The sequence below is a fragment of the Chloracidobacterium thermophilum B genome (assembly GCF_000226295.1).
GTDB lineage: Bacteria > Acidobacteriota > Blastocatellia > Chloracidobacteriales > Chloracidobacteriaceae > Chloracidobacterium > Chloracidobacterium thermophilum.
Window position 1 is genome coordinate 86,733 of record NC_016025.1, and the last position, 19,493, is coordinate 106,225.

At 61.8% G+C, this 19,493-nt stretch carries 18 protein-coding genes; 15 read left to right on the forward strand and 3 right to left on the reverse strand.

Annotated features, from left to right (window positions below):
- Nucleotides 1-3: 3 nt before the first annotated feature.
- The 7 genes from CABTHER_RS11445 (at nucleotide 4) to CABTHER_RS11475 (ending at nucleotide 6,965) form a co-directional block, all read left to right on the forward strand.
- The gene (locus CABTHER_RS11445) at nucleotides 4-1,209 is read left to right on the forward strand and encodes a hybrid sensor histidine kinase/response regulator (protein ID WP_014100808.1); all 1,206 of its coding nucleotides are present in this window, start codon (nucleotides 4-6) and stop codon (nucleotides 1,207-1,209) included.
- Nucleotides 1,210-1,427: 218 nt separating this feature from the next.
- On the forward strand, nucleotides 1,428-2,747 hold the full coding sequence (locus CABTHER_RS11450; protein ID WP_014100809.1) for an O-acetylhomoserine aminocarboxypropyltransferase/cysteine synthase family protein: 1,320 nt from the start codon (nucleotides 1,428-1,430) through the stop codon (nucleotides 2,745-2,747).
- Between the two features lie 154 nt (nucleotides 2,748-2,901).
- On the forward strand, nucleotides 2,902-3,966 hold the full coding sequence (gene metX, locus CABTHER_RS11455) for a homoserine O-acetyltransferase MetX (RefSeq protein ID WP_014100810.1): 1,065 nt from the start codon (nucleotides 2,902-2,904) through the stop codon (nucleotides 3,964-3,966).
- Nucleotides 3,967-3,986: 20 nt separating this feature from the next.
- Entirely contained in the window at nucleotides 3,987-5,387 is a 1,401-nt protein-coding gene (locus CABTHER_RS11460; RefSeq protein WP_212770412.1) for an aspartate kinase, read from the forward strand.
- A 52-nt stretch (nucleotides 5,388-5,439) separates the two neighbouring features.
- Nucleotides 5,440-5,916 (forward strand): glycine/sarcosine/betaine reductase selenoprotein B family protein, encoded by a 477-nt coding sequence (locus CABTHER_RS11465; RefSeq protein ID WP_014100812.1) that lies wholly within the window; start codon nucleotides 5,440-5,442, stop codon nucleotides 5,914-5,916.
- A 3-nt stretch (nucleotides 5,917-5,919) separates the two neighbouring features.
- A complete protein-coding gene (locus tag CABTHER_RS11470) occupies nucleotides 5,920-6,171 on the forward strand; it encodes a hypothetical protein (protein WP_014100813.1) in 252 nt (83 codons plus the stop codon).
- Entirely contained in the window at nucleotides 6,168-6,965 is a 798-nt protein-coding gene (locus tag CABTHER_RS11475; protein ID WP_014100814.1) for a carotenoid biosynthesis protein, read from the forward strand. Before CABTHER_RS11470 ends, CABTHER_RS11475 begins: the two co-directional genes overlap by 4 nt.
- 124 nt (nucleotides 6,966-7,089) lie before the next feature.
- Here the strand turns inward: CABTHER_RS11475 and rpsN are convergent, their stop codons facing one another.
- Both rpsN and CABTHER_RS11485 read right to left on the reverse strand, forming a co-directional pair.
- Complete coding sequence (gene rpsN / locus CABTHER_RS11480; protein WP_014100815.1) at nucleotides 7,090-7,395, reverse strand: 30S ribosomal protein S14; 306 nt, start codon at nucleotides 7,393-7,395, stop codon at nucleotides 7,090-7,092.
- Between the two features lie 69 nt (nucleotides 7,396-7,464).
- Nucleotides 7,465-7,752: a type B 50S ribosomal protein L31 gene (locus CABTHER_RS11485; RefSeq protein WP_014100816.1), complete on the reverse strand. Its 288-nt coding sequence runs from the start codon at nucleotides 7,750-7,752 to the stop codon at nucleotides 7,465-7,467.
- A gap of 228 nt (nucleotides 7,753-7,980) precedes the next feature.
- Between CABTHER_RS11485 and CABTHER_RS11490 the strand changes: the two genes are divergently transcribed.
- Nucleotides 7,981-8,688, forward strand: a complete 708-nt coding sequence (locus CABTHER_RS11490) for an SDR family NAD(P)-dependent oxidoreductase (RefSeq protein WP_014100817.1) — start codon at nucleotides 7,981-7,983, stop codon at nucleotides 8,686-8,688.
- 47 nt (nucleotides 8,689-8,735) lie between these two features.
- Here the strand turns inward: CABTHER_RS11490 and CABTHER_RS11495 are convergent, their stop codons facing one another.
- Complete coding sequence (locus CABTHER_RS11495) at nucleotides 8,736-9,248, reverse strand: hypothetical protein (RefSeq protein WP_014100818.1); 513 nt, start codon at nucleotides 9,246-9,248, stop codon at nucleotides 8,736-8,738.
- A gap of 88 nt (nucleotides 9,249-9,336) precedes the next feature.
- On the opposite strand from CABTHER_RS11495, the gene CABTHER_RS11500 reads away from it, so the two are divergent.
- From CABTHER_RS11500 to CABTHER_RS11530, 7 genes are all read left to right on the forward strand, one after another.
- Complete coding sequence (locus CABTHER_RS11500) at nucleotides 9,337-10,329, forward strand: hypothetical protein (protein WP_014100819.1); 993 nt, start codon at nucleotides 9,337-9,339, stop codon at nucleotides 10,327-10,329.
- 249 nt (nucleotides 10,330-10,578) lie between these two features.
- Nucleotides 10,579-14,412 carry a magnesium chelatase subunit H gene (locus CABTHER_RS11505; RefSeq protein ID WP_014100820.1) on the forward strand — a complete coding sequence of 1,278 codons (3,834 nt, stop codon included), beginning with the start codon at nucleotides 10,579-10,581 and terminating at the stop codon, nucleotides 14,410-14,412.
- Between the two features lie 44 nt (nucleotides 14,413-14,456).
- Complete coding sequence (hemA, locus tag CABTHER_RS11510) at nucleotides 14,457-15,764, forward strand: glutamyl-tRNA reductase (RefSeq protein ID WP_014100821.1); 1,308 nt, start codon at nucleotides 14,457-14,459, stop codon at nucleotides 15,762-15,764.
- A gap of 87 nt (nucleotides 15,765-15,851) precedes the next feature.
- The gene (gene bchL, locus CABTHER_RS11515; RefSeq protein WP_014100822.1) at nucleotides 15,852-16,730 is read left to right on the forward strand and encodes a ferredoxin:protochlorophyllide reductase (ATP-dependent) iron-sulfur ATP-binding protein; all 879 of its coding nucleotides are present in this window, start codon (nucleotides 15,852-15,854) and stop codon (nucleotides 16,728-16,730) included.
- 122 nt (nucleotides 16,731-16,852) lie between these two features.
- A complete protein-coding gene (locus CABTHER_RS11520; protein ID WP_014100823.1) occupies nucleotides 16,853-18,154 on the forward strand; it encodes a Coenzyme F420 hydrogenase/dehydrogenase, beta subunit C-terminal domain in 1,302 nt (433 codons plus the stop codon).
- 45 nt (nucleotides 18,155-18,199) lie between these two features.
- Entirely contained in the window at nucleotides 18,200-18,769 is a 570-nt protein-coding gene (gene bchF, locus CABTHER_RS11525) for a 2-vinyl bacteriochlorophyllide hydratase (protein ID WP_228374101.1), read from the forward strand.
- Nucleotides 18,715-19,434 carry a hypothetical protein gene (locus CABTHER_RS11530; RefSeq protein WP_148264081.1) on the forward strand — a complete coding sequence of 240 codons (720 nt, stop codon included), beginning with the start codon at nucleotides 18,715-18,717 and terminating at the stop codon, nucleotides 19,432-19,434. Before bchF ends, CABTHER_RS11530 begins: the two co-directional genes overlap by 55 nt.
- Nucleotides 19,435-19,493: the final 59 nt, after the last annotated feature.

Sequence of the window (19,493 nt, forward strand, 5' to 3'; positions counted from 1 at the left end):
CTTATGTCCAACACAGTGCTGGTGGTGGATGATGAATCCACTGTACGTCTGTTATTCAGAAAAATCCTGACCAGGGCCGGCTTTGCCGTACTGGAAGCTGTGAATGGCGAAGATGCCTTGCAGCAGGTGGATGCTGCCTTGCCGGGGGTGATTCTGCTGGACTGGGTGATGCCGGGTCTGGATGGGCCTGAGGTGTGCCGTTTGATTCGCACCAATCCCAAATTGCTCGACAGCCAAATCATCATGCTGTCGTCGCGCAGCGAACTCGAAGACCGGGTGCAGGGGCTTGATGCCGGGGCGGATGACTACCTGGTGAAGCCCTGTGAAACCAAGGAACTTCTGGCGCGGGTGCGCAGCGCCATGCGCATTCACGAACTCAAACACCAACTGCGCGAAAAAGCTGCCCAGCTTCAGGAAACCGTCGCCAAGCTGGAAGAGCTGGCCCATCAGCGGGAGGAGTTCACGGCCGTGCTCGTCCACGACATCCGCTCGCCACTCGCCACGGTCTATGGGGCGCTGGAGTTGACGGAACTCCGGGCTGAGGAAACCGGCATCATAGACGATGAACTGCGCCGGATTTTTCAGCACGCTTACCGTACCCTCGACCACATCACCCGGCTCGTCAACGAAGTGCTGGATTTCTCCAAGGCTGAAGCCGGGGAAGCCACACTTGAACTGGAGCTGGTGGCCGCCGGGGAACTCGTCCAGGAAGCGGCTGATCAGGTCTCCCTCAACGCCGAGCGCAAGGGCATCACCCTGCGCGTCGAGTACCCGGCTGACCTGCCCAGTCTGCTGCTTGACCGGGGCAAAATGCTGCGTGCCATCGGCAACCTGCTCTCCAACGCCATCAAGTTCACGCCTGCCGGCGGCACGGTGACGCTGCGCGCCGAGCGAACGGAAGGCGTCGGGCTGGACGCGGGTAAAAGTTTTCTGGTCATTCACGTCGAAGACACCGGGCCGGGCATTCCGGCCAAGGACCTGCCTTACATTTTCAACCCGTACTACCAGGCCCGGCAGCGCACCCGGCAGTTGGGCACGGGACTGGGACTCGCCATTGTGCAGCGCATCACGGCCGCCCACGGCGGGCAGGTGAGCGTGAAAAGCACCGAAGGCGTCGGAACCGCCTTTACCATCGTCCTGCCGACAACGAAAACATGCCCGCTTTCTTCCTCCTCCGCGCTGTCGGCCGCCGACACAGAAATGGGTTGACAAGGTTCTCCGTTATCATCCATCGTTCGTCCGTCATAACGGATGATTTGACAACCTGACGTGGCGATTTAGGCAACTTGCTCCACGCTAAAAACTGCTAAAGCGCCGGTGGTCCAAGCCGTATCTGCCCCGCACGCTTTGGGCAAAGCGTGCGGGGCAGTTGCTTTTTGGGCTGCGCCGGGTCACTTCACACAGGTCACTTTAGGGAGGATGTCCCAATGGCGGAATACCACTTCGATACCCTGGCCCTTCACGGCGGCTACGCGCCCGAGGCAACAACGAAAGCCCGCGCCCTGCCCATTTACCAGACGACCTCGTACCAGTTCGACGATGCCGACCATGCTGCGCGGCTGTTCGCACTCAAGGAGTTTGGCAACATCTACACGCGGTTGATGAACCCCACGACCGACGTGTTCGAGAAGCGCCTGGCCGCGCTCGAAGGTGGAGTGGCTGCGCTGGCGACAGCTTCCGGGCAGGCAGCCGAAACGCTGGCCATCACCACGATCGCCAGCGCCGGTGACAACATCGTTTCGACCAACTCACTCTACGGCGGGACGTACAACCTGTTTCGCTACACCCTGCCCAAGCTGGGCATCACCGTGAAGTTTGTGGATGCCGACGACTTTGCCGGCATCGAGCAGCTCATAGACGAACGCACCAAGGCCATCTACTCGGAGACCCTGGGCAACCCGAACCTGCTTGTGACCGACATCGAACGCCTTGCAGAGATTGCCCATCGCCATGGACTGCCGCTCATCATTGACAACACCGCGGCTTCACCGGCGCTGTGCCGTCCCATCGAGCACGGCGCAAACATTGTCATCGAGAGCGCCACGAAATTCATCGGCGGTCACGGAACGAGCATCGGCGGGGTCATCATTGACGGAGGCAACTTCGACTGGAAGGCTTCCGGGCGTTTTCCCGATTTCACGACGCCCGATCCGTCCTACCATGGCATCGTTTATACGGAAGCCTTTGGCCATCTGGCCTTCATCATCAAGGCGCGGGTGCAGGGCCTGCGGGATACCGGCGCGGCGCTGTCGCCCTTCAACGCCTTCCTGCTGGCGCAAGGGACGGAAACGCTCTCCCTGCGCATGGCGCGTCATTCGGAAAACGCCCTCGCTGTCGCCAACTTCCTCAAAAACCATCCCCACGTCGCTTGGGTCAACTATCCGGGTCTGGCGGAAGGCGAACAGAAGGCGCGGGTAGAGAAGTATCTGCCCAAGGGGGCCGGGGCGCTCGTGACCTTCGGGATTCAGGGCGGTTACGAGGCCGGCAAGCGCTTCATCAATTCGGTCAGGCTGTTCAGCCTGCTGGCCAACATCGGCGATGCCAAGTCCCTGGTCATTCATCCGGCTTCAACCACGCATTCCCAGCTTTCCGAAGAAGAACAGCGGGCGACAGGTGTGACGCCGGAGATGATCCGGCTCTCCGTCGGGATTGAGGACATCCGCGACATCCTGGCCGACCTTGACGCCGGGTTGCGCAGCGCCGTCATTTCGGAATCGCCAGCGGCGGCGCAATCGGCCACGGCCTGAAACCTGCGAGCTTCGTCGGCGCCGGCGCTCTCTTGTGACGGTTCGGGCTGAGAGAGTTTCCGTCCCAGCGCCTGGCGTCGGCGATGGTTTTTTCCTGCGGCGCTTTTCCTTCCCGGCGGGAAGGAAAAGTTGCCGGGGCTCTGAAAAAAACGCCATGGATGCCATCGAACCAACGGTCGAGTGCGATGTCACCCTCGACGAGCATCCCTTTCACCTGGAGGACGGGGGTGAACTGCCGGAGGTGACACTGCGGTGCGCCTGGTACGGCGACCCGGAAGCGGCCCCCGGCGGCGTCATTCTCGTCTGCCATGCCCTGACCGGTTCAGCCCGGGTGGCCGACTGGTGGGGCGGACTGGTCGGGCCGGGGCGCCTGCTGGACCCGGCGCACTATGCCGTCGTGGGCATCAATGTGCTTGGTTCCTGCTATGGTTCGACCGGGCCGACGACGCTTGACCGACGGCGTGGACGCCCCTACGGAGCGCGGTTTCCGCTGGTGACCATCGGGGATATGGTGCGCGCCCAGTACCTTGCGCTGCGGCAACTGGGCATCCTGCGCCTGACGGCCGTGATTGGCGGTTCGATTGGGGGCATGCAGGCACTGCGCTGGGCCACGGATTTCCCCGCCCTGCTCGATGTCTGCTGCGCCATTGGCGCGACGCCACTGCCGGCCATGGGGTTGGCGCTGAACCATCTTCAGCGGCAGGCCATCCTGTCCGACCCCGCCTGGCAGGATGGCGACTACACGACGCAGCCGGTGGCCGGACTCGCCCTGGCCCGCGCCATTGCCATGTGCAGTTACAAGTCAGCGGCGCTGTTTGATGCCCGTTTCGGCCGCCGTCCCGACCGGTCAGGTGAAGACCCCCGAAAGATGCTGACCGGAAGATACGACGTAGCCGGCTATCTCGACCACCAGGGAGAAAAGTTCGTCCGGCGGTTTGATGCCAACAGCTACCTTGTACTGAGCAAAGCCATGGACACCTTCGACCTCACCGATGCGGAACTGGCGCGGATTCGCGCCCGGATACATCTGGTGGGGCTGTCTTCGGACTGGCTTTTTCCGGCCGCTGGCGTGCGCGCGCTGGCCCACCGGCTGCGGGCAGTCAATGTGGCGGTTCAGTATGATGAAATCATAACCGACCATGGCCACGATGGCTTTCTGGCCGAACCCGATGCCGTTGCCCCCTGCCTGCGTGCGGCACTCACAACCCAACCCACATGAACCCAACACCATCTCTTTCTGTGCCTTCGGCCGCCAACCCCGGTCTGTGCCCCGTGGTGATGAAGTTTGGCGGCACTTCGGTTCAGGACACGGCGGCCTTTGAGCGGGTGGCCGCCATCATTCGTCGGCAGCAAGGTCAGCCGCCCCGACAGCAGCCCGTCGTCGTGGTGTCGGCGATGGCCGGGATGACCGATGCGTTGCTGGATGCCGTCAAGCGTTCCCTGGAACAGGACACGACGGCGGCGCTGGAGTGGCTGGAACCCCATTTTGCCCGCTACAGCGAGGTGGCCGAACGGCTGACCGAAGGGAGTGCCTACGGTGAGTTCGTCCACGTGCTCTATGCCGCGCGCGAACGCATCGCGCAGGCATTGGAGGTGATGCGCCGCTATCCGGGCACCATTCCACCGCTGCGCGATGAAGTCGTGGCCTATGGCGAACACCTTTCCGCCGCGCTGCTGACGGCCGTTCTGGCCGGTGACGGTACGCCCTGTCGCACGGTGGATGCCCGGACGTGCATCGTGACAGATGATGTTTACGGACGCGCGCGCCCGCGCTGGGAGGCAACCCAGGCCTACACCCGTCAGGTTTTGGGGCCGCTGCTGGCGGAAGGAGTCATCCCGGTGCTGGGCGGCTTCATCGGCGCGACCTTTGAGGGCGCGACCACGACACTTGGCCGCGGCGGCTCGGATTATTCGGCCACCCTGATTGGCGCCGCACTTCAGGCCTGCGAAGTCCAGATTTGGACGGATGTCGCCGGCATTTACTCGGCCGATCCACGTCTGGTTGCCCAAGTGCGGCGGCTGGACACACTGGCTTACGGGGAAGCCACCGATCTGGCGCTCTACGGGGCGAAAGTGTTGCATCCACGCACCATCGAGCCGGTCGAGCGGTTGAGCATTCCGGTGAGCATTCGCAACTCGTACGACCCGGAAGCTGGCTACTCGACGATTAGGGCTTCATCCGGCGCCCCGGCCGGGGCCATTCTGGCCGTCACCCACCGCAACGGTGTGGCCGCCGTTCACGTGCGTCCACGGGGGAGCTGGCGCACGGCCGTGGCCCTGGACGAAATGGCCCAGATTCTGGACGCCCACGGCATCCTGGTCGAGCACCTGGCGGCCTCGCGCCTGGGGCTGACGGCCACAGTGGAGGACGGCGAGGCACTGGAAGCGGCCCGGCGCGACCTTCAGACCTGTGGCGACGTGCAGGTGACGACCGACCGCGCGCTGCTGTGTGTCGTCGGCAACTTCGGAACTGAGGCCACGGAACTACATCCGGCGCTGAGCGAAATTCTGGCCGAGTTTCGTTCCACGCCGCTGTTGCCCCATCCATCGCCCCACGCGCGTCTGTTTCTTCTGGCGGAAGCTGCCGCGCCGACGGCCGTCCAGAAGCTGCACGCGCAGCTCATTGAAAATCCAGCCTGAGCGTGTCACCGTGTCACCCGTGAAACGCCCCAACTGCCGGAGGTGATCCGCCATGGCGGAACTTTCCGATGCCAGCCTGCTTGTCCGCTCCTTTATGCGCGCCTACCGCTACACGGTATCCGTCTGGCAACCGGCGCGGCTGACCAAGCCGCTGTCCGCCTGCAAGGTCGGCTTGGTGACGACGGCCGCCTTTCACCTGCCCACGCAACCGACGTTTGATCTCAAGCTGGCCGGCGATCCGTCCTTTCGCATCATTCCGACCGACTGTGACCTCACCACGCTCAAGGTCGGGCATGTCAGCCCTTCGTTTGATCACACGGGTATCGAGCGCGACCCGAACCTGGCACTGCCCATCACCCGTTTTCAGGAACTCGTGGCGGAAGGTGTCGTGGGCGAACTCAACGCGCGGGCCTGGTCATTTTGCGGTTCGATTGCCAAGCCGGGGGAACTCATTGCCCGTACCGCGCCGGAAGCTGCCGCCCAGGCCCGGGCCGACGGCGTGGAAGTCGCCCTGCTGACCCCGGTCTGACCGATGTGCAATCAGTCGGTCGGACTGATTCAGGCTGCATTTGAAAACGAAGGCATCGTGACGGTCTCGATTTCACTGTACCGGTTCGTCACCGAGAAGGTACGTCCGCCGCGCGCCCTGTGGGTACCGTTCCCGCTGGGGTATCCCCTGGGCGAACCCCACAACCCGGCGCTCCAACGGCGGGTTATCCTGGCGGCGCTGGAGTTGTTGACCGCCGATGAGCCGTTGCCGCTCATCCGCGACTTTCAACCATGACCGATCTGCTGCATCGCCTGGCGGGGACCGTCCTGCTGCGTCCCTACGTCTTTGTGTTCCTGCTGGCGTACCTGTTTCTGGCTGTGGCGCGGCTGGGCTGGCTGCGTACCCTGGTCTGGACTGTTACGGCGTATCTCATCGCCTGGGCCTGTGAATGGAGTTCCGTTCACAACGGGTTTCCCTTCGGGCGGTACGACTACATTGACCGCACGAGTGACCGCGAACTGTGGGTGGCGGGCGTGCCTTTTTTTGATTCGCTGTCCTTTGCCTTTCTTTCCTTCATCAGCTTTGAAGCGGCTGTCATCCTGCGTACGCCGTTGACTTCCTGGCATGTGTCGCCCGATGACGCTCCGGCGCGGCGGTCATGGCTGACGACCGTCTATGCCGGACTGCTGATGATGTTTCTCGATGTGGTGATTGATCCGGTGACGCTCCAGGGTGAGCGGTGGTTTCTGGGGCAAATCTACGGCTACCCACACGGCGGCCCACACTTTGGCGTGACGATTGAAAACTATGTCGGGTGGTTTGTGGTCAGCGTACTCATCACCACGACCTTTCGCCTGTGGGAAGCAACGCTGCTGCGTGGTGTGGCGCGCACGGGAAGCTTTGCCTTTCCGTTCCAGCATGTTGCTCCGCTGGGGGTCTATTTCGGCATCTTTGCCTTCAACATTGCTGTCACGTTCTGGATTGGCGAGACGACCATGGGCTGGGCCAGCACCTTCATCGCGTTCCTCATCGGCTGGATGTTCGTGCAGCACGCCCTCTCGCCCTACCGAAGCCGGTCCGGCGAGTGACGGCGGAAACAACAGCCACAGAAAAACACCCCGGCCCGGCGGGTTTACACACGCCGGGCCGGGTGGGGAAGTCGGTGCTGGTGAACGTAAGGGCCGGTAAGTCGGTTGCGCCATGTGGCGGACGTTACCAACTGGCCTTTCTGACACCCGGAATCTCACCCCGCAGGGCCAGTTCGCGGAACTTGATGCGCGACAGGCCGAACCTGCGCAGATACCCGCGTGGGCGTCCCGTGATAGCGCAGCGGTTGCGAATGCGTACCGGGGAGGAGTTGCGCGGCAGGTCCTGGAGCTTGTATAGCGCCGCTTCGCGCTCTTCGTCAGTTGCGTTCGGGTTGCGGATGATGGCCTTCAGCGCGGCCCGCTTTTCGGCATACTTGGCGACAAGGCGCTTGATTTTCTCAGCTTTGGCAATGCGACTTTTCTTGGCCATAACGACTCTCGTGAAATGAGCAATGTTGACTCACCCACCGGCTCTGGCGGGCAGCCGCCACAGTGTCTGTCACTTTGACGCCTTCGCCGCTGGTTTGTCCGCGGCCCCGGTCGTCTTCTTCCCATAGCGCCGGTTGAAGCGGTCAACGCGCCCGGCGGTGTCCACAAACTTCTGCTTCCCGGTGAAGAAGGGATGGGAAGCCGCGGAGATGTCCAGCATCACCAGCGGGTATTCCTGCCCGTCAATGGTGATGGTCTTGTTGGTTTTGACTGTCGAACGGATGATGTAGTTGACATCGGCGGATTCGTCCCGGAACACGACGGGACGGTAATTTTCGGGATGGATGCCTTTTTTCACTGCTCACCTTCCTGCCAGACGGGCGCCGGATGCTATGCCATTTTCACTGGACGCCCTGTTTGGTCTTGCACAAACTCACCGGCTGAGACGCGCCGGGCCGAAGCCAAAGCGAAACCGTAATCCTACACGGAAGCGCCGCCCTTCGCCAAGCGCAAATTTTCGGAAAGGATGTATCCCCGCCCCGGCCCCGTGTGCCTGCGGACTGCTGAGGAAGGCGGGACGTTGCCTATGTCACTTCAGGAACAGGTTGTTGTCATCACCGGCAGTACCGGCGGGTTGGGGCCGGCCGTCGTGCAGGCCTGTCTGCGCGCCGGAGCCGTGGTTGTAGCGGGTCATCGCGGACACGTTGCCCCCGATGAATGGCGATCCCGGTTTGAGGGCGCAGACGGGCAGCTTGCGCTTGTGTCAGCCGACCTGACGGATGAAACCAGCGTCCCGGCACTGGCCGACCACGCCATACAGCAGTACGGCCGACTCGACGGCTGGCTCAATCTGGTCGGCGGCTATGCCGGGGGAACGCCCGTCGCCGACCTCGAACTGGCAGAGTTTGAAGCCATGCTGACGCTCAACCTGCGGACGGCCTTTCTGGGCAGCCGCGCTGCCTTCCGCGCCATGCAACCGCGCCGCCGGGGCAGCATCGTCAATGTCTCCTCGCTGGGGGCGCTGCGCGGCACGGCCGGGCATGCCGGTTACGCTGCCGCCAAAGCTGCCGTCATCCGCCTGACCGAAACCCTGGCTGCGGAAGGAGCGCCCTACGGGATTCGGGCCAATGTCGTCCTGCCCGGCATGATTGACACGCCGGCCAACCGGGCGGCGATGCCGGGGGCGGACCGCGCCACGTGGGTTGCACCGGAAGACATTGCCGCCGTGCTGGTGTTTCTGTTGTCCGATGCCGCCCGGGCCGTCAGTGGCACCAGCCTTCCGATAGGAGGCTGAAAGCTGGCTGGCTGGTTGTGTGCCTGGCGCGTCCGTTCAACCGGTGCTCAACCGGCGTTCGTACTGCCGGCCTGGTCAGGTGGGGGCGGCGCTTGTGGCGGGTCTGACTGGGGCTGGTCTTCGGCGGTGAAGTCGTACTCGACCGGAATTTCCGAGGCGACGAGGTTCCACGCCTGAAAGGACTTCATCATCGCCATGACGAGGCTCATGTTGCCCTCGATTTTGTAGTCCGGCGATGACAGCGCCCGCTGCACGGTGATTTCACCCCGGTTGAGCCGGGCCGCCTTGTCGTAAGTCATCGTCGTACGCGACACGAAATTGGCGCTGAAGGGTTCTTCCCGCAGTGCCTGCCATGGGCTGGGGTGGTCTTCGTACTTCCATTCGATGGCCTTGCCCTGCTTGAACGTCCACTGGGTCCGCCGGTCCTTGCCGTCCGGGCCGTCATAGACCCGAAAGACGAACGTGCCGTTGAGTTTTTTGCCATCTGCCAGAAAGCGCGGGTCGGTCTCCATCCGCCGCGCCATTTCATCGAGCCATGCCTTGGAATAGAACTTGATCATAATGCTTCCTGAAGGAACTGGAGTCCGGGGGAGATTAACGCACAGTCATTCACCGGGTGCGTTGGCGTCAAGCCCTGACAAGGACGCCATGGGGGACGTTCCGGGTGAACCGCGCCTGTGGTACGTCAACACCGATTTTGAGGCCGAACTGGCGGCTCTGTCGCAGGGGCGGCGCTACGTCCCGACCGGACGCTTTGCGGGACGCAACCGGGTGATCGCCTACAACCTGCTGAAATACCTGCTCCGGCCCGGTGATGCCCTGCTGACGCCCGACGCCTGGCGGACGTCGTTGGAGGACGTGGCCGCCCGGCGCGGCATCGCCCTGCTGCCGCAGGAAAGCACGCGGGAGGCGTCTGCCTACCACTTCACGCCCTGGGGCTGGACGCCCACGGCGCTGGCCGTTGGAGTGCGCGCTGGCGCGCGGCTGTCACCGCCGCCACTGAACAGCGTGGCGCGGGTCAACTCGAAAGTCTACAGCCACAGTCTGGAAGTCGAACTCGCTGTAGCCGATGAACGGGCGCGGCTGGTGGCGTCCGAGGCGGAACTCATGGCGCATGTGGCGCAGGTCTGTCCGCAGGCGGAAGCCAAATGGGTCATCAAGCACCCTTACGGCGTGGCGGCCCGCGAGCGGGTGCTGGGGCGGGGGCCCCGGGTGCCGCCGCCGGCCGCCGCCTGGTGTCGCCGGCGCTTTGCCGAAGGGGTGCCACTGCTGTTTGAACCCTGGTATGACGTGCAGCGGGAATACGGCCTGTGCGGCTTCATTGGCCCTGATGGCGACCTGCGGCTGCCGGGCGTCAGTCGTCCTGTCACCAATGGGGCCGGTGTGCTCATTGGCTATGAATTGCAGTCTGCATCGCTGCCGGCGGCGGTGTTGTCCCTGGGAAGGCAGGTCGGTGTGCGCCTGGCTGCGGAGGGCTACCGCGGCCCGTGGGGGATGGACATTCTTGAACACACGCAGGGGTGGCGCTGCCTTCTGGAAATCAATGCCCGCTGGACCGTTGGCTTTCTGGCTCTGTGTGTGATGGCCCAGTCCGCACAGGGGGTTGAACGCTGGGCGCTGGAGCTGCCGCCCGGCGCCTGACGCCGTGCGTTCCGGGCCTGCGCTGCGCGTTCCGGGCCTGATACGGAAAAACTTCAAAGAATTTTTTTGCGATGCCATAAACCGTTCTATAGCTTGGTTTCAGGCTCACCCAGTCCCTCACAGCCTTCCCCCCTCACCTGCCTGCTGGAAGGTGTGCGTCCCCGAATCGCGTGAGTCCCATCCGAGGCGTGTCCTGCCGGGAAAGCCGGCGGTGCGCTTGCTTTGGGTTTCAGAAGAGCGTTTTCGGGTATGAAGTTTCTTTTCATCGCACTCGATGGACAGGCCGATCTGGCCCTTGCTGTTGCTGCGGCGCGGGTCCGTGAGCAGCACGGCGTCAATCTCCAGGTGGCCTTTCACATTGCAGCCGAACTTGACCGGGCTGAGGCCATTGAAAAGCTCCGCGCCGACGCGGCGGAAGCCGACCTGGTGTTTGTCGTCCACCAGTTTGACGACGAAAAAATTGCCCTTATCCGGGAGTTGCTCCACCGCCATGCCGCCCGCTACCAGGCTGTCATCTGCGTGATGTGCGCGCCGTCGCTGATTCGGGAAACACGCCTGGGGCGCTTCATACTGGCCAAAAAGGACGAAGGCGAAACGCCGTGGTATTCACCACTGCGCATGATTCGGGCCGTCAAGGATTCCTTCAAAAAGGACGACGACCCGGCCGCCGAACCCAAGGCAGCCCAGCCGCCGGGGCGCACCATGCTCACCATGCTCAAGAATGCCGGGAAGATTATGAAGTACATCCCCGGCACGGCGCAGGACATTCACGCCTACATGATGAGCATCCAGTACTGGCTCAATGCCTCGGCTGACAATCTGGAGCAGTTTCTGCTGTTTTTGCTGACGCGCTACACGGAAGCCTACCGTGGCCGTTTCAACCCGAAGCCGCCGGTTGAATACCCCGATGTGGGGCTGTTTCACCCCCGTGAAGGGCGCATTGTCGAATCCATCAGGGAACTGCGGGCGCACGTCCCGGCGCGGCCCAATGCCCCCACGATTGGCGTGCTGATGTTGCGGTCCTATCTGCTGTCGGGCAACCGGGCGCACTATGCGGCCGTCATCGAAGCCCTTGAACAGCGTGGCGCGAATGTCATTCCGGCCTATGCCTTTGGGTTGGACGGCCGGCCGGCGGTGGAAAAATACTTCCTCGAACGCGGCCGCCCGGTGGTGGATGCCGTGCTGTCACTGACCGGGTTTTCTCTCGTCGGCGGGCCGGCCTACAACGACGCCCTGGCGGCCGAGCGGCTGCTGAAGCAGCTTGACGTGCCCTACATCTGCGCGCCCTCGCTGGAGTTTCAGACCATCGAGGAGTGGCTCTCCGACACTCAGGGACTGAACCGCCTTCAGGCAACGCTGATGGTCTCCATTCCAGAGCTGGACGGGACGACCGATCAGATTGTCTTTGCCGGCAAGTCCGGGAACTCGCGCCTGCTGGAACCCATCCCGGATCGGGTCGAGCGTCTGGTTGGGCGGGTTATGGCGCGGGTCCGGTTGCGCCGCCTGCCGCCGGCCAAACGGCGCGTTGCCATCGTGCTGTTCAACTTTCCGCCGAGCCAGGGCAACGTTGGCACGGCGGCCTACCTTGATGTGTGGACAAGCCTGCACCGCCTGCTCGGCAAAATGCAGCAGGCTGGCTACCACCTCACCGACGTGCCGGCCACGGTGGACGAATTGCGCGACAGCATCGTTCACGGCAATGCCGTCCAGTACGGCCAGCCGGCCAACGTCTGTGACCTGTTTCCACGGCTGGAATACGAGCGGCTCGTGCCGATCTACCGCGAAATCGAGCGGTCGTGGGGACCCTCGCCAGGTGAAAAGAACGTCTATGGCGGGGACTTCGCCATCATGGGACGGGTGTTTGGCAACGTCGGGGTGTTTGTCCAGCCGAGTTTTGGCTTTGAAGATGACCCGATGCGCCTGCTGTTTTCGGAGGATGTCACGCCCAACCACGGTTTTACCGCCTTTTATGCGTATCTCAACCGGATGTGGGGGGCGGATGTCCTGCTCCACTTCGGAACGCACGGGGCGACGGAGTTTATGCCCGGCAAGCAGGTTGGGTTGAGCCGGTTCTGCTGGAGCGACCGGCTCATTGGCGACCTGCCTAACATTTATGCCTACTGCGCCAACAACCCGTCGGAAGGTCTCATTGCGAAGCGCCGGGGTTACGCGACGCTGGTGAGTTACCTCAGCCCGCCCATTGAGGCAGCGGGTCTGTACAAGGAATTCGTGACGCTCAAGGAAACCATGGACGGTTTCCGCAATGAACCGACCCGGCGCGAGGCCTACGTTCCGGCCATCGTCGAAAAGGCCAAGGAACTCAACCTGCTCGACCACGACTTCACTCCCGACGAACTGACAACCGAACGCTTCCAGAAGCTCTACAACGACCTGCTGGAACTGGAGTACAGCCTCATTCCAACGGGGCTGCACACGATGGATGACGGTCTCGACAGCCAGGAACTCGTCGGCATGCTGCGCGTCGTGGCGGATTTTCCGGTTGCCGGGCAGCGCCTGCCGAGCCTGACCAAAACCGTCCTGGCTCACTGGGCCGAACTGAACGCGAAGTCGGCCGCCGGAACTGCCGGAGGGGATGACGCGCTGGCGGCCTTTTCACGAAACGTTGAACTGGAGCGACAGGCGCGGCATTTCATCGGCGAGGCCATCCTGGAAATGCACCAGAAGCGTTCGGCCAGCGCCGGGGCCAGCCACCTGGCCAAACTCTGCCGCGCCAAACGGAGTCTGTTTGACGCGCACTTTGCATTTCTGTTTGACCTGCACGAAAAGCTCCGCACCAACGCTGAACTCGATGCCATCCTGCGGGCTTTGGACGGGCGCTACATTGCGCCGGTGGCGGGCGGGGATGTCGTGCGTGACCCCGGCATTCTTCCGACCGGGCGCAACCTGCATGCCATTGACCCGTACCGCATGCCGACCTATGCCGCAACGCGCGAAGCCCAGAAGTCTGTGGAGCAGCTTCTTGAGCGGTATGCGCGCGAACACGGCGGCACACTGCCGCGCAGCGTGGCGCTCGTGCTGTGGGGTACCGACAACCTGAAAAGTGGCGGCGTGGGCGTGGCCCAGGCCCTGTGGCTGCTGGGAGCGCGGGCCGTGGCCGATGAAATGGGCCGCATTGCCAACGTTGAACTCATCCCGCTGACCGAGTTGAGCCGGCCCCGGATTGATGTCGTGCTGACGCTGTCCGGCATCTTCCGGGATGTATTGCCACAGCAGATACGTCTGCTTGACCGCGCTGTGCGCCTGGCAGCCGAGGCGGATGAGCCGGAGACACAAAACTTCATCCGCGCCCACGTGCAGGAAATGCTGCGGCAGGGGGTGACCTGGGAAGATGCCGTCCGGCGGATTTTCTCGAATGCTGCCGGCAGCTACGGCGCCAACGTCAACCATCTGGTGGATTCGTCCACGTGGGAAAACGACAGCGAAATTGCCCAGACGTTCCTCTCACGCAAGGGCTTTGCCTATGACCCGAACGGGCAGTTCGTCGCGGCCCGGGCCGACTATGAACGGGTTTTGGGCAGCGTCACGCTGGCGTTTCAGAACGTGGATTCCACCGAAATGAACATCACCGATATTGACCACTACTACGAGTACCTGGGCGGCGTCACCAGCGCCGTCAAGCACCTGCGGGGCGATGGCACCGCGCCGGCTGTGATGCTGGCCGATGCGACGGGAGCCGAAGCCAAGGTGCGCAGTCTCGAAGAAACGGTCCGGCTCGAATCCCGTACCAAGCTGCTCAATCCCAAGTGGTACGAAGCCATGCTGGAGAACGGCTACGCCGGTGTGAGCCAGATCGAACGGCAGGTCTCCAACACCTTTGGCTGGAGTGCGACCTGCCAGGCTGTGGATGACTGGGTGTATGACGGCGTGGCGCAGACCTACGTGCTCGACGAAGCCATGCGTGCGCGGTTGCAGCGCCTCAACCCCAGCAGTTTGTCGAAGTTGACCCGCCGGTTGCTTGAAGCCCATGGGCGGGGGCTGTGGAAAACGGACGAGGCGACGCTTGAACAGTTGCGTGAAGCCTACGCCCAGATGGAAGACGCACTGGAAAACGTGACTTTGTAATCCCCAAGCCTTTATCCGGGAATGAACCCCCCAAGTGAGTTGCCATGAAGTTTGTACTCGTTGGCCTTAATCACCATACGGCGCCCGTTGCGGTCCGCGAACGTTTTGCCTTCAGCAAGCACTACCTGCCTGAAGCCCTCAACCTGTTCGTGGATGGGCAAAACATCTGCGAAGGGATGATTCTCTCCACCTGCAACCGGGTTGAACTGCTGGGTGTAACGCCTCACGAAGGAACCCAGGGTATCGCCTGCGTCAAGAACTTCCTCAAGGCCATTCATCAGAAGTGCGACAGCTACGACGAGCACCTGTACTACTACACCGACCAGGATGTGGTACGGCACGTCTTCCGGGTAGCGTCGAGCCTGGACTCCATGATCATCGGCGAGCCGCAGATTCTGGGACAGGTCAAGGACGCCTACGCCACGGCGCAGGCGCTGAACAAGACCGGGACGCTGCTCAACAAGCTGATGCACAAGGCGTTCAGCGTTGCCAAGCGGGTCCGCACGGAGACGAAAATTGGCGCCAACGCCATTTCGGTCAGTTACGCCGCCGTCGAGCTGGCGCGGCGTATTTTCACCAGTCTTGAAGGGCAGACCGTCATGCTGGTCGGCGCCGGGGAGATGGCCGAGCTGGCCGCTACCCATCTGATGAGCGCCGGAGCCAGCCACATCGTCGTGGCCAGCCGGTCCTTCGACAAAGCCGTTCAGTTGGCCACCAAGTTCAATGGCTCGGCGGTGATTTTTGACCGCTTCCGGGAGCGGTTGCCGGAAGCCGACATCCTTATCTTTGCCACGGCGGCCCCGCACTTCGTCGTGCGCGTGGCCGATGTGGCGGCGGCCATGGAGCGGCGGCGGCACCGCCCGATGTTCATCATTGACATTTCCGTGCCACGCAACGTGGACCCGTCCATCAATGACCTGGAACAGGTCTTTGTGTATGACGTGGATGACCTGCAGGCGGTGGTCGAAAGCAACCTGCGCGAGCGGAAACAGGAAGCCGAACGGGCCAGTCGCATTGTCGAGGAGGAAGTCGCGGCCTTTGTGGCCGAATGGCGCAGCATGGCCGCTGCGCCTTTCATTGCCGCGCTCAATGCGCACCTTGTGGAGATGGCCCAGACGGAATATGAGCGCCATCGCAAGCGCATTGAACGGCTCGGAGGCATGCCGCCTGAAATCGAGCGGTACGTACGCGAGGTCATCATCACCTCGATTCTGCGCAAATTCGCCCATCCACTTATCGAAAACATCCGTGAAGCGGCGGCGCAGGGCGAGCAAAGCCGGCTGTGTGAAACCTTCGGGCTGGAAGTGCGGGTTGGTGCTCAACAGCAGGTGCGCCTGGCGCGTTCGGCCTGAAATGACATCTGTGATGGAGGGTTGGAACCGGCCCTTCGTCCCCTGACCAGTTTTCATCCATTCCAACCCCAGGTGAGGTGCTGATTCATGATCGTTTCAATCTACGGCAAAGGTGGTATTGGCAAATCCACGACCTCTTCCAACATCGCCATCGCCATGGCCAAGCGTGGCGCGCGTGTCCTTCAGGTGGGTTGTGATCCCAAACATGATTCGACCTTTACCATCACCAAACGGATGATCCCGACCCTCGTCGAAATCCTCGAAGAGCACGACTACCACCACGAGGAAATCGAGCCATCCGAGGTGATTTTCAGGGGCAAGATGGGCGTGGATGCCATGGAATCCGGCGGCCCGGCTGCCGGCGCCGGTTGCGGCGGGTATGTGACCGGCGAAGCGGTGAAGTTTTTGCGCGACCACAAGCTGATGGATGAATACGACGTGGTGATTTTCGACGTGCTGGGCGATGTCGTCTGCGGCGGTTTCGCCACGCCACTCAACCACTCGGATTTCGCCTGTGTGGTGACGGCCAACGATTTCGACTCGCTCTTTGCGGCCAACCGCATCTGTGCCGCGGTGATGGCCAAGGCCAAAAACTATCCCATCTACATTGCCGGTCTGATTGTGAACCGCTGCCCCGACACCGACCACGTCGAACGGTACTGCGACCGGACCGGCGCGCGGATTGTCGGGCACGTCCCGCAGATTGACGAAATCCGGCGGTCACGGCTGGCTGGGGTTTCCATCTTCGAGATGAAGCGCATCGGCGGAATTGCCCTGGCGCAGGATCGGTATCTCGAAATTGCCGACTACCTGCTGTCCGAACCGGAAGCCCTCAAGGTCAAACCCCTGACCGACCGGGAAGTGTTCGAGCATCTGCGCAGTGAGTACATCAACATCAACATTCAGCGTTTCAATGCCGAAGACCTGGAGTTGCTTGAAGACCCTTCGTGTCTGGCTCTGAACTGAGGTTGTGAAGCGAGGAAAGCCGGCCCAACGCTGCCCACAGTGGAAGCCGTGGGCTGGGAAAAGATGAGCCGTGAGCGCCGGTAGCGCGCATTTTGGACGGACATGTTCCAGAAAGGCAATCTATGGCAACCCCACTGCCCATTGTGAAACCGGATGCCGCGGAGCGGTTTTCGCGCATTTGCAGCGACTGTGGCATCTGCACGTCCAGTTTGCGCCCGCACGTCAAGGAGGCCTGCGCCTTCCTGGTGCAAAAATACGATGAACTGGAGCTGACCGTGCAGGGACACGCCCGGCGGGCCGGAACGGATGAGGTGTATTTTGGGCCGTACAAAAAAATCCTGCGCGTCCGGCGGCAACGCCCCATCGCCGGGGCGCAGTGGACGGGGGTGGTGACGACCATTGCCATGCGCGCCCTGGAACAGGGGCTGGTGGAAGGCGTCATCCTGACCGGCACGGAACCCGGTACGCTCAACAAACCCCAGCCCGTTCTGGCGCGCACACCGGAAGAAGTGCTCGCCTGTCGCGGCAACAAGTTCGGCCTTTCACCGACCCTGGAAAAGATAGATGACGCCATCGCTGCCGGCCTGAAGCGCGTCATGGTAGTCGGCACGCCGTGTCAGTTCCACGCCCTGCGCGTCATCGAGTCAACCCTGCCCTTTGACGAGTTGTGGTGCCTGGGCATTCTGTGCAGCGACAACACGACGCACGAAAACTACATGACGTTTCTGAAGTCCGTCAGCCGTTCGCCGGACACGGTCGTGCACATGGAGTTCATGCCGGATTTCCGCCTGTGGATGCGGCATACCAACGGGGAAGTCGAAAAGCTGAACTTCGTCGAAATCCCGATGCACGAGATTGGCCCCGACCTCATCGCGCCTTCCTGCCGGGTGTGTTTCAACTACACGAACTCGCTGGCCGATTTGTCGGTGGGCTACATGGGCGGCGGCATGCCGGACAACCAGTGGTTGCTCATTCGGAATGCCAAGGGCTGGCGTTTGCTTGACCTCATCCGCGATGACGTGGAGTTGTCCGAGCCGACCGAGAGTGGCAGCCGCGCGCTGGCGATGAAGGGCTTTTTGTCCCAGCTTGGGAAGCCCTACACCAAAGGCGCGCCCCGTCCGGTCAAAAAACTCATCGCTTTTCTCCAGCGCCGGTTCGGGCCGCGGGGGCTGGAGTTTGCCCGGACCCGCGTCGAGATGAAGCTGGCGGAAGGGCTGTTTACGGTACGCCGCAAGGCCGGACACCGGGAGGCACTGCTCGTTCCGCGCTACGCCTATGTCCCGCTTGAAAAGTACGTCCTGCCGGGCGAGACCCAGCCGCCGCGTCCGCCTGTCGGCGTGAAGCGCCCGCGTCGGTTAGCGACGTTGGGTAAGCCCGTGAAGGACAGGATTCTGGAAAGCAGTGATCCGGTTGGCGTTGGCTGATGGATCACAGACACATCACACAGGTTCATCTGGGAGGTTACACCCGTGTCGACCTACACCCCGGAGCAGATGCTCCGCCGTCAGAAAAGCAAATGGATGCCAGTGCAGGCATTTCTGGCCCCGGTGCAGTTCGTCATTTTCTTTATCAGTTTGGCGCTCATCATCTATTTCCTCTCCACTGGCCGCGGATTCTGGCTGGCCAACATAAGCGTGATGGTCAAAGTCTTCGTATTGTGGGTTATGGCCATTACAGGGGCGTTTTGGGAAAAAGATGTTTTCGGCCACTATGCCTTTGCCAAAGAGTTCTGGTGGGAAGATTTCTTCTCGACCTTCGTCCTGATCTCACACACGCTCTACGTTATCGGCTTTTTCCTCAAGTGGGAGGAAATGACGCTGGCCTATGTGGCCCTTGTGGCCTATCTGACATACTGCATCAATGCATACCAGTTTGTGCGTAAGTACGTCATCAACCGGCAGAAACTGAAAAGCCACGGTTATACGATTGCCGGGGACATGCCTTGGGCTTCTGGTTCCTTAAACACCACGAAAGCAGAGTTCTTATGCCGGTATTGCAGGCTGTTGAAAAATTGGAGCGTTATGCGCCGGGCGGAGTAGATACGGACACGCCGAGTTGGGGGCGCGAAGGTGCCATCGTGCTCTACTGGTTGGGGGCTTTTGCGCTCACCTGGCTGTTCCGTATCCCGGAGCCTTTTGTTTTCAATGTCAACCAGACCATTGCCTCGGTCTGGGGCATTGCTCTGCTGATTGCGACCCTTGGCTTTTCCCAGTGGCTTTATGCCCAGGTAGCCATTCACGAAGAACGTCCATTCAATCTTGTTGGCACGCCCATCTTCATCATCGGCAACAGTCTTGGAGAGACACTGGCGTTTCTGCTGGTCTTCAAATGCGGGGCAGCAATAGGAACCTGGTTGGTGAACCTCGTGGGACTGACCGGGATACCCTTTCACCTGCTCGTTTTCGGCAGCGGCTTTTTCACCTTTCTCATTTACGGGGGCGCCATCCACGGTCTTTTCTGGATGCGCATTTTCCCTCCTCACTTTCGGGAAGACGAGTGGGCGCGAAGGATTCGGAAGTTTCGGCTCTGGTCAGAAAGCGCGCTTTCTTTTTCCTGGTGTTTGACGTTTTATGTTTTTGAGGATTTCTGGAGTGTCGTTTTCTTTCACGCCATCGTGGACACAGTGCTGATGCTGAGGGTACGTCCCCGGATTTTCCGTTTTGCTTCCCAAGGTGTCAGCTCCGGTCCGTTGAAGCTGGTATGAGATGAGCTTGGGTGAAACCAGGTAGCGTGCAGTTTCCGCCAAACAGGTTTGTTCATTGA

Bases quoted from the DNA above. Each gene is read 5' to 3' on its own strand.
- CABTHER_RS11465 (WP_014100812.1), top strand. From the start codon at position 5,440: ATGGCGGAACTTTCCGATGCCAGCCTGCTTGTCCGCTCCTTTATGCGC.
- hemA (WP_014100821.1), top strand. From the start codon at position 14,457: ATGAAGTTTGTACTCGTTGGCCTTAATCACCATACGGCGCCCGTTGCG.
- CABTHER_RS11500 (WP_014100819.1), top strand. From the start codon at position 9,337: ATGGGGGACGTTCCGGGTGAACCGCGCCTGTGGTACGTCAACACCGAT.
- CABTHER_RS11530 (WP_148264081.1), top strand. From the start codon at position 18,715: ATGCCGGTATTGCAGGCTGTTGAAAAATTGGAGCGTTATGCGCCGGGC.
- CABTHER_RS11470 (WP_014100813.1), top strand. From the start codon at position 5,920: ATGTGCAATCAGTCGGTCGGACTGATTCAGGCTGCATTTGAAAACGAA.
- CABTHER_RS11445 (WP_014100808.1), top strand. From the start codon at position 4: ATGTCCAACACAGTGCTGGTGGTGGATGATGAATCCACTGTACGTCTG.
- CABTHER_RS11505 (WP_014100820.1), top strand. From the start codon at position 10,579: ATGAAGTTTCTTTTCATCGCACTCGATGGACAGGCCGATCTGGCCCTT.
- CABTHER_RS11520 (WP_014100823.1), top strand. From the start codon at position 16,853: ATGGCAACCCCACTGCCCATTGTGAAACCGGATGCCGCGGAGCGGTTT.
- bchL (WP_014100822.1), top strand. From the start codon at position 15,852: ATGATCGTTTCAATCTACGGCAAAGGTGGTATTGGCAAATCCACGACC.
- CABTHER_RS11495 (WP_014100818.1), bottom strand. From the start codon at position 9,248: ATGATCAAGTTCTATTCCAAGGCATGGCTCGATGAAATGGCGCGGCGG.
- rpsN (WP_014100815.1), bottom strand. From the start codon at position 7,395: ATGGCCAAGAAAAGTCGCATTGCCAAAGCTGAGAAAATCAAGCGCCTT.
- metX (WP_014100810.1), top strand. From the start codon at position 2,902: ATGGATGCCATCGAACCAACGGTCGAGTGCGATGTCACCCTCGACGAG.
- CABTHER_RS11490 (WP_014100817.1), top strand. From the start codon at position 7,981: ATGTCACTTCAGGAACAGGTTGTTGTCATCACCGGCAGTACCGGCGGG.
- CABTHER_RS11450 (WP_014100809.1), top strand. From the start codon at position 1,428: ATGGCGGAATACCACTTCGATACCCTGGCCCTTCACGGCGGCTACGCG.
- CABTHER_RS11475 (WP_014100814.1), top strand. From the start codon at position 6,168: ATGACCGATCTGCTGCATCGCCTGGCGGGGACCGTCCTGCTGCGTCCC.